Raw genomic sequence first — 9,765 nt, 5'->3', positions numbered from 1 at the left:
CCATCGCGGTCTCCTTTCAACCGCAATGAATCACGAACTCAAATCAATGGGAATCCTGAATCCCTTAAATCGCGACACGCTTTAGCTAGTTTTGACGCTCGGTTAATTGTGTGTTTGACGAGATTCCCCGCCTCTTCAGCGCCGCCAGACGCCGGTGCGAGATCATTCTTATCTGCGTTGCAAAAACAGCGTTTAAACTCTACTCATTAAAAGCAGCATCAAATGGACATCTGGTAAGATTTTCTACGCCGTTCTCGGTGATAAGGACCTGCTCTTCAAGCTTCACGCCCTCATGCCCCCCCACGGCGCCGATGTACGCCTCAACGCAAAGCGTCATTCCCGGCTCGAGCACATAGTCGAATGCTCCCGGGATGAAATCTTCCGGATACCGGATGGCCGGATATTCGTCGCAAAGGCCGATGCCGTGCATCATAATACTGTAGCGCTGGTCTACAAATTCCTGGGGGAGCTTGTGACCCCATTGCGTAAGTTCGGTGAACGAGACGCCGGGCTTAAGCAGGGCCATGTTTGTCGTCACGTGCTCATAGGCTATAGCATGCAGCCTTCGCTGTTCGTCACTCGGCCGGCCGTCGCCACAGTACCAGGTTCGGGAGAAATCGGCGCACATGCCGTAAGGCCCGACCATGTCGGTATCGAAGGCGACAAGATCTCCTGGGGCAACGCGACGTGGCCCGGCTTCCTGCATCCACGGATTTGTACGAGGGCCGGACGTTAGAAGCCGCGTCTCGATCCATTCGCCGCCGCGGGCGATGTTCTCAGCATGAAGAACCGACCACAGTTCGGTTTCGGCTATGCCTGGCCGGAGCTGCTCTCGCATCTTGGTAACCGCGACTTCGCAAGTAGCTAGCGAGCATCGCATCGCATTGATTTCATCGATCCCCTTGATCGCTCTAGCGTGTTCCATAAGCTGGATACCATTGCAGACTTCAATCCCGAGGGCGTCCAGCGCGCGTATGCCCGAAATTTCAATCCTGTCGACGGCAAGACGACGATTTTTGCCGCCAAAGCGGCGCATCAGTTCGTCAACCTGTCCAGCGAACTCCTTTGCGAGGGCCTCTCCCTTGTCGCCGGCGGCGAAGTAGAAAAAGCCCGCCCCGCCTTCCCGGATCTCATTGATGAGCGGGAAGTAGCTCGACAGGTGACTGCAGCGGTGAAAGTCCCAGAGAACGACATACCCGTCCGCCGATACGAAAACGGCTCGAGACGGATTGTGCATGGTCCAGATTTGCATATTCGAGGAATCAGTCGCATATCGAATATTCAGCGGATCGAAGCACAGTACGCTGGCGTAGTCCCGCTGACGTAGCTGCTGAATGATGCGGCCGAGCCGCGTTTTCCGCATCCGCTCCAGATTCGGCGGCGTCAGACCCAGCGCGGACCACTCGGCAAACGCGATATCGGTCGGACCGATCTCCACTCGATCATTGTTATCGATACTTCTGTCCGGCTTCAGAGCACTCGCCCCACGTGTCGGATCAATTTTTCGGTTCACGATAGAAAAAGAGGACACTTTGAAGGTTTCCCAATTGCATGAACGCCGACCGTTCGCCGGCAGGATTACGCGCCAACTTTAAGTTACCGAAGGCGGAAAAAACTCGGCATGTGAATTCAGCTGACCAATCTGCTGGCCAGCAGCTATAGCCATGTCACTTCGATGCCGGCGAGACTTCCAAAATAGCCACAAATCGTAGCCTCCTGAAGCGATTCAATTGATTCCTGATCCAAGGGTTTATTCCCGCTGGCGCGGGCAAGACTTTGCTCCCACTGGAAAGGCCAGCGACAGCCAATCCCGGCTGTTCGTCGTCGCTGTCACTCCGGCGTCATCCAATACCACTGGTAGGCCCTGGGCAGAGACAGCCGGGCTTGCAATGGCGCTGTCGCAAAGGTCTCCATGCCGGTCAGCGGAGCTCTTCATGATAGTTCGCGCTTCGATTGGGTTGATCTGGTTTGGGGCCAGTCGTGGCCATTAGGACCGGAGCGGTGCCAAACGGGTTTCGCATTTTCCAAATGCGGGAAAGTGTCGACATACTTTCCGAATTTGTAGGCTCCGCAAGTGATCGGCTTGTATCGTGCCGGGTTCGCCTCTGAGACGCAGCTCTCCAGGGGCGCGAAAACAGCGTCATGGTCGGCGTCGATGAAAAACGGGATCGAATAGCGTTCCCGCCCGGAGGTGTTCACCACCCGATGCAGGTTGGCCACATAAAGGTCGTTGGTTAGCTTCTGCACGAGGTCCCCAATGTTGACGACGAAAGTGCCAGGGATCGGCCTCCCCTCGACCCAAACACCATTCCGGTTCATCACCTGAAGCCCGCCGACGCTATCCTGCGCGAGGATGGCCACATTGCCAAAATCGGTATGCGCGCCGATACCGATCATCTTCTCGTCCACGACTCCGGTCTGCGGCGGATAGTGTTGCAAGCGTTGGATCGTGATTGGATCCTTCATTCGCGGCTCGAAGAAGTCTGATGGAAGATCAAGGCTGAGTGCTATGCCGCTCAGAATCCTCTTCGAAAGCTCCTTCACTGCTTCGTAATAGGCCAACACGGTCTCTTGGAAACTGGGTAGCGTGACCGGCCACTGGTTGGGCCCAAAGAACGGCCCTTCGACACTCCGCCGCTCGGAGCCGATGTCGAAGCACTCTTTAAAATCCTTGGTTTTGGACGGATCGGTGTTCTCGCCGAAGAACTCAATATAACCGCGTAACGCGACGCCGGAATTGCTGATGTGCAACTTCATCTTCTCATCGATTGGCAGGTTGAAGAACGCCTGAGCCTGTGCAAAGGTCTCGTCCACCAATTCCACAGATACACCGTGATTCTTGATATACATGAAACCGGCATTGGTCAGCGCCCATCGAATTTCCTTCGCCACGCTTCGTGCGTCGCTTCCATCGAGCAGCGGGCCCACATCGATGATTGGGAGTTTGTCGAAAGGCTGACGGTGGGAGCGAAGCCTATCGTCGAGCTGCAGTTTCGATTTGGTCATTGAACTTCATCCGCTTTTCAGAGTCAGAATTCCTGGCCCAGTAGTTGACAACTGAGTTTGGTTCTTGCCGGCTCGCATGTTCGCAAAGCGGCACACAAATCGCCGCTACCTAACGAAATCCGGCAGCGACTATTGATCTCAATGAACGTAACTGTGGCGTTGCGAATAAGCAAGTTAAACTTCATTTAAGATAATAGAACTTTATATTTATACTATTGCAAAATTTTAAACTTTTCTTATATTACGGTTGACGTTCGTGCATAGTTATAACGTACCTCTGCACAGTCGAGTGTCTTGCCTTGCGTCCGCGAAAATTTTTCGACAAGGCGGACATCACGCTGCGCACGGAGTTCGCTTGATCGACCGCAGCCGGCAGGAGCTAAAGAGCTTCTGTGGTTGCCGCCCGTAATGCAAGAAATTTCCAGCCCTTCGATGTGATCGAGAGCAGTCTTAATGTCAGGCCGTTGCTTGCGGCGTTTCCAGAAGCCGCTGGCCGGTACGGTGATCCGCGGATCAGGTCCAAATCTCATCTGCGAGCACGTTGGCTCTTTGGCTCAAGCTGGTTTTCCTGATCCAGAGCTGTTCGATCGATTAACGTTTTTGTCAGTCACGACCGACTGTCTCCTGCTCGAATCTTTGGCCGCCGTTCCTTCCACGGCCTGGCTTCCTCAAGATCGCGTGCGACGCGAACTAAAGTAGACTCATCTCCAAAGCGGCCGATGATTTGAATGCCGATCGGCAACCCTTCGGTACTTTCGCCCAAGGGCAAGGCTACCGCAGGTTGCCCAGTGATATTGAAAATGGGCAGGAAGCAGCCCTTGTAGCTACGGCGCACCCACTCTTCTAGGGAAAGCGTTGTATCGGTAAGAGCCCAAGTGCCGCCATGCGCATGAGGCAGGATTGAACAGGTAGGGGTCAACAGAATGTCGAAGGCATAGATCGCCTTCCCCACCTGCAGCTTCATTTGCTTCCTGGCCTCTTCAAGCTCCCGGGACATCGACAGAACACGTTCACAATCGGCCAATAAACGCTTTCCACGTTCGTAATATTTCAGATTGATCGGCTCCAAGGTATCCGGGCCAATAGTGCGGCCCATGGCCCGCGCTTCAGCTTCGAGCGAACTCGCGCCTAGATCGTGGGCGAGGAAAACCATTTTGATGTACTCTTCGCAATCAAACGGCGGCTTGACCTCGGTCACTTGGTGACCCATTTCCCCCAGAAGTGAGGCGGTCGAATCCACCACTTCCAGGATCTCCGGCTCCACGGGGATCCAGCCCCACGTAGTCCTTGCGACCCCCACCCGCAGCATACCTGTGCGCTGCGAGAGTTCCTCAATATACGGGCGCGTTGGCTGGACGATTATGAACTCATCGCCGGCACGGGGGCCGGAAAACGCATCCAACGCTGCAGCCATATCGCGCACGGTTCGACAGTAAACGAAATCTCGGCTCCTCGAGGTGTCGCGATTGTCGCCGGAGATGCGCCCCCGGGAGGGAAGAAGCCCCAGAACTCCACCCCACGCCGCGGGCACTCGTAGCGACCCGGCGGCGTCGTTGCAATGTGCCACCGGAGTGATACCGGCAGTCACCGCCGCTGCAGCGCCCCCGGATGAACCGCCTGCCGTGCGCTCCAAATTCCAGGGGTTGCGGGTAAAACCATGCAGAAAACTTTCGGTCGCTCCGCATGCGCCAAACTCCGGTACAGCCGTTCTTCCGACAGTCCGAAGGCCTGCCTTACGGGCGAGATCAAAAAAGACGCTGTCATTCGGAGCGCGATAGCCCTTGAAAAGTCGGCTTCCCTGCTCTTGGAGACGGCCGGCTTCGGTGGGCCCGAGATCCTTGCGAAGGAACGGCACGCCTTGAAAAAAACCTGTATCCGCGCCTGGAACAGTTTCAGCGTCCTCATAGAATTCAAGAACCGCGTTGACACGAGGGTTGACATCATTATGAGCCTCGCGGGCTAAGCGTATCAGTTCTCCTGAAGTCACCTGCCGGGTCTTCAAAAGAGACGCCAGACCCGTAGCATCGTATTGTACGTATTCACTGAGATTCATTTTGATATCCCCAGAAGCGTGCGAATGCAGCGGTTTGCTTTAAGATTGAGACTGCGCCGTGCCAAAAGAGAGCGGGATGCAGCCCTTCCATATGCTGCCAGTCATCCAGCCTCTCCTTGAGGATTAGTAGTTGCGAATTTGCCGAGGAGGCAAACGGAAGTACCTAGGCACGGAATCGAAGTGACGCCAGCGGCGAGGCATACGAGGCGCCTTGGGTATCAGCCAGCGGTAATTTTGAAGTGGCTGCAATGGCCCGACTCGGCGTTGAAACGAAAGTAGGTCCGGCTCGGCGGCGTGAGGATGCGGGATCGGCATGGCGGAAAGCGACGTTTTGGTGATTGCAATCATCGGAAACAGGCCCAGCTCGTACTATCAGACATGTTGATGCATCGGGCATGCCAACAGAAGGATTCGTTCGAAAACAACGAATTCGCGAGTGGCATTCTCGCCTGGCGCCGAACAATTGTCCAATTTCAGTCATGACGGGCCCTATGCGGGCCGGTATCTGACAATCAAAGGAAAACGATCTGACGCGGCACTTTCGCCTAATTGACTGTTGAGCGTGGCGAGGCGCATTCACATCTCATTGCGAAGAGGCCACACGTGCCATGAATATTGCCAACACGGCCGGGCGCAGCCTCCAGGATTGCGGCGAGCTCGGCTCGCTGGCCGCCGGGCTGGTGATCCAGCCGATCGGCCCGCGGCCGGGGCAGAATCTGCGCATTGAGGCCGAGCAGTCGGCCATTGAGGCCGAGCAGGCGGGATTGCTTTACACGGACGCTTCAAGGAGAACCCCGATCTCCCCTTGTGAAGGCTGCGGAAGGAAAGTGCGCGGGAATGGTTTTCCTCAGCAACCGAGCACATACGGAACAACGGCAGCATCTCCTGGCAAGTCACTTAAGCCGAGACGTCTCATTTCTGGAGCCACATACTTGGCCATCACAAACGGACCACGCAGATTGACCGCTATAAGTCGGTCCAAATCGTCGACCGTCTGTTCGTCGATGGACCTCTGCATGATGATGCAAGCATTGTTGACCAGTACATCGATCCTGCCAAACTTCTCAAGGACCTCGTCAACAAACACACGAATCCACGAATCGACGGCACATTCCTGACGTCAAGACACATGAACGCGAGCCTCTCGAAGTCGACGGGAGGAGAGCGCTCGTCCACAACAGGTCGCCGACGAGCCATCGCCCCTTCATCAGCGCCCCTTTCGGCAGTTGCCCGCCCTAATCCCTTGATTGCCCCCAGTGACGACGGCAACTTTGATAGCCGCTTACCCAAAAATTCCTCCTATCCTGCAGTGAAGCCGCCATCTATCGGAAGAGCAGCTCCTGTGATGTGCCTGGCTGCCTCGCTCGCGAGGTACAGCGTCAAGCTAGCGATTTCTTTGGGAGTGGCCAGGCGACCCTGGGGTATCGCATCAACATTCTTTTTTAGGATCTCCTCGGAGCTAATCAGCTTACCATAGGCAGACACCAGCATGGGCGTCTCAACGGCGCCAGGGCAGACCGCATTGATTCTGATTTGCTCGTTCGCATGGTCAAGGGCCATGGCGCGCGTCAGCAGAACGACCGCGCCCTTCGACGCACAATAGGCGGCAAGCCCGGAGCAGCCAACCAGCCCAACAGTCGATGCTATGTTGACAATGCTGCCACCGCCGGTTCTCGTCATAGCCTTGACCGCAGCGCGGCTAAAGTAGAACACACCATTAACATTTGTCTCGAATGTCCGAAGCCAATCATCATCAGTGGTCTCGACGGCGCTCCCACGCCGTATGATGCCTGCGCTGTTGACCAAGACGCTGACCTTTCCGAACCACTCTATGCTTGAAGCAATCACCTGATCGGCGAAGGCGGAGTCAGTCACATCGCCTAGCAGCAATTCGGCCGGACAATTGAGTTTCTGAACCGACGCTAGAGTTCGTGCGCCCCGCTCTCGATCGCGGCCGACCAATACGAGTGACGCCTTGGTTGCGGCGAAGGCCTTTACGACGGCCTCCCCTATCCCCGATGTTGCGCCAGTAACAATAACGACCTTCCTAGAATGCGTCATAGTGATTGCCCATTCGAAGTCATGTTTGACCAACCTGAGGGAATGTTTGCGCCCATAGCGAGCGCGCTAGCGCGCCCAGCAGTGGCCCAGCAGCGCCAGACATGAGCCACACACAAACTTACTCGCGTGAAAGGTGTGGACAATTTCAAAGCACTGGCAGAGGAATACTTGCTCCTACGGCGAGCCGCCTTTCCTATCCAGTCGACGCCGCGACGGGCGCCTCCTTCAGGAGATAAAAAACATCGTTGATCACGAACCCGTCGAGACTTGCGGCCCGGGCATAAGCTAGCAAGTCGCTTGCACGATTGATGAAGCCGGTACCGTTGAAGTTCAGCGATGTATTGCAAAGAACACCGACCCCGCTTTTCGCCTTGAACGAGGTAAGCAGCTGAAACATGCGCGTATTCTGCGCCCGCGAAACTGTCTGGGCCCGCGCTGTGCCGTCCACATGCGTGACGGCCTCCAACCGGCTATCGAGAACCCTCTGGAAAAAAAGCATGTAGGGGGACGGACGTGCTAAGTCGAAGTGGAGCCCAACGTCCTCCTCCAGGCAAATCGGTGCGATCGGGCGGAAACCCTCCCGGTTCTTAATGCGGTTTAGGCGCTCGTGGATTGCCTTTGAAAAAGGCGCTGCGAGAATTGATCGGTTTCCGAGCGCCCGCGGCCCGATTTCGCAGTTCCCCTGCACCCAGCCAATCACCTTGCCGCTGAGCAGCGCCGAGGCCACTTGGTCGTAGTCGAGTGAATGGACCTCGAGCTCGCTCCGGTCGATCTCATCAAGTATGAAAGGTTGGCCTGAATAGACGTTCCATTTGATCTTCGCTTTGCCCGTGAAATGCCGCATCGCATCGACGGCGGTCCCGATGGCCGAGCCCGTATCATTGGCGCATGGCGGAATAAAAACGTCGGAAAAAAGATTCGTTTCGAGCCAGCGGCGATTCCATTCGCAATTCAATCCGCACCCGCCGGAAATCAGCAGAGGGTAGCCCTTTGTCAGGTTCTTTTTCGCAAAGGCGTGAAACGAATCGAAAATGGCGTCCGAAACTCGCCTGGCTACGTTTGTGAACTTCTGATGGGTCACGCCAATATTGTAGTAGGGTGAATTCCGCAAATCCTCCTTGCCAAGGGGGTAAACGTCGCTTGGGAGCAGGAAATCGATTATCGCCTGCTCGTCTCGGTCAGCCGGTCCGGTCTCCCCGTAAGCACAAAGGGCCATTAGTTTGCCGGCGTCGCCTATGCGCGTTGGTCCTTTGGGAGAACTGAATTTCGGATCGGCTAGCGCATAAAGGAAAGCATATTTCTCACCAGGATTCGTCATCACTTTTCCCCGATGCACGACCTGCAGCTGCTCATCAATTTCATAGAAATCGCCGCACCAGCCTTCCCAGATCAACACGTAACAGGGCGTCCCGGCGGGGAACGGCGACATTCCATAGGAGCTCCAGAGATGCGAGCGCTCGTGCGTCGAAAAATAGAAATGCACTTTACGGCCGAAAATGTTGCTTTTGCAGACAAGCTCTGAGTGCTTGTCTATGCCGTAGTAGCCCACCCCAGCTGAGATATGGCCCGGGAACTTCGGCCACCCACTAACAGCAAATACATCCGGAATGCCGTCCAGACGGCCTGCGGCGTCAAGGACCGTCGTTGGGTTAATAGTGGAGTATCTCGGAAAGCTATCCTTCTCAGCCTCGTATGAATAGATTAGCTCGCCGGCCGATGCATCCAACGATGCAATTGTGCCATCATGACCCGGTTTGAACGACATTATTCGCATGTTTTATTACTCCGGAGAATTCCTCGTTAGCCGCCATCGGAACAACGCAAGCAAACGGCGCGTTAGTTCGTGGTGGTGACGTTCCTCATATTCGCCCCGACTTCTTCGCACCGCTTATAATATGGAGCGGATGTTGGTTTCTGGGTTTTGCCGAACCATCGGTCTCAGATCCGACTGCTGTTTATTATCCCGCGCGTAAGATTTGTAAATGCGTACTCGATAAGGATTTTTTAAGTATTTATAAAGAAATATTGTCCTCCTGTGCCCTATTCGTTGCGGTTCCGCTTGTCAGTTGCGGCGGTGTTCGCACGTATGGTGCGGAAGAATTGACGGTCGGCAATTTTCAATTGCGTGGATCGGAGGCACGGCCAAGGGATTTCGTTGGCCCGTTTCGTGTAGACTGGCAGGACCGATACAGGTTTTGCCGCAGAGCGCCTTTCCGGGGCTGCGACAGATGCGAGCCCGGCGGGAGTTTGACGGTCAGAACGGGTAGTGTTGATCACAGCGGGACGACACCGGTGTGCCGTCACCAAAAGGACTGAGGGCCCACGGCGGAAACCAATAACGCTGCATCATTCGCTCGAACCGGAATCGCCAGCGACCCGTCACCCGTTGCGTGGCGTTGACATCTTCGCCAACGTGGTGAAGGTGCGCTCGGTCCCACGGGTCGCTATCTCGTCATCGACCAGTCGTTTCATCGGAAAGTCGTTCGGCGCGAGGCGCATTATCAAGGACGGCATCACCATAGCCAAGGAGATCGAGGTCGAGGACAAGTTCGCAGCTGCGCTAAAGCGCGTCGCGATTAATTGGCCTCATATCCGGCAGCCTTGAAGAAGTTTCGGCATTCGGCCGGCTCGAACAGGTGGCAGAT

The 9,765-nt window shown here is 55.6% G+C and carries 6 protein-coding genes and 2 pseudogenes; 2 read left to right on the top strand and 6 right to left on the bottom strand.

The window, feature by feature from the left end; all coding sequences use genetic code 11:
• Positions 1-199: 199 nt before the first annotated feature.
• From dddP to NKJ77_RS32115, 3 genes are all read right to left on the bottom strand, one after another.
• Positions 200-1,531, bottom strand: coding sequence for a dimethylsulfonioproprionate lyase DddP (dddP, locus tag NKJ77_RS32125; RefSeq protein ID WP_352536364.1), 1,332 nt, complete (start codon positions 1,529-1,531; stop codon positions 200-202).
• A 401-nt stretch (positions 1,532-1,932) separates the two neighbouring features.
• On the bottom strand, positions 1,933-3,006 hold the full coding sequence (locus NKJ77_RS32120; protein ID WP_352536363.1) for an isopenicillin N synthase family dioxygenase: 1,074 nt from the start codon (positions 3,004-3,006) through the stop codon (positions 1,933-1,935).
• Positions 3,007-3,613: 607 nt separating this feature from the next.
• Entirely contained in the window at positions 3,614-5,059 is a 1,446-nt protein-coding gene (locus NKJ77_RS32115; RefSeq protein ID WP_352536362.1) for an amidase, read from the bottom strand.
• A gap of 623 nt (positions 5,060-5,682) precedes the next feature.
• Here NKJ77_RS32115 and NKJ77_RS32485 point away from each other — a divergent pair.
• A pseudogene (locus NKJ77_RS32485) lies at positions 5,683-5,805 on the top strand (adenosine kinase); the annotation flags it as partial.
• A 101-nt stretch (positions 5,806-5,906) separates the two neighbouring features.
• Here NKJ77_RS32485 and NKJ77_RS32110 read toward each other — a convergent pair.
• From NKJ77_RS32110 to NKJ77_RS32100, 3 genes are all read right to left on the bottom strand, one after another.
• Entirely contained in the window at positions 5,907-6,146 is a 240-nt protein-coding gene (locus NKJ77_RS32110; RefSeq protein WP_352536365.1) for an SDR family NAD(P)-dependent oxidoreductase, read from the bottom strand.
• Positions 6,147-6,358: 212 nt separating this feature from the next.
• The gene (locus NKJ77_RS32105; protein ID WP_352536361.1) at positions 6,359-7,120 is read right to left on the bottom strand and encodes an SDR family NAD(P)-dependent oxidoreductase; all 762 of its coding nucleotides are present in this window, start codon (positions 7,118-7,120) and stop codon (positions 6,359-6,361) included.
• A 193-nt stretch (positions 7,121-7,313) separates the two neighbouring features.
• Positions 7,314-8,894 carry a carbamoyltransferase C-terminal domain-containing protein gene (locus tag NKJ77_RS32100; protein WP_352536360.1) on the bottom strand — a complete coding sequence of 527 codons (1,581 nt, stop codon included), beginning with the start codon at positions 8,892-8,894 and terminating at the stop codon, positions 7,314-7,316.
• A gap of 567 nt (positions 8,895-9,461) precedes the next feature.
• On the opposite strand from NKJ77_RS32100, the pseudogene NKJ77_RS32095 reads away from it, so the two are divergent.
• A pseudogene (locus NKJ77_RS32095) lies at positions 9,462-9,671 on the top strand (hypothetical protein); the annotation flags it as partial.
• Positions 9,672-9,765: the final 94 nt, after the last annotated feature.

The organism is Mesorhizobium sp. M0052 (genome assembly GCF_040323255.1).
GTDB lineage: Bacteria > Pseudomonadota > Alphaproteobacteria > Rhizobiales > Rhizobiaceae > Mesorhizobium.
This window is presented reverse-complemented; position numbering and strand designations above follow the sequence as displayed.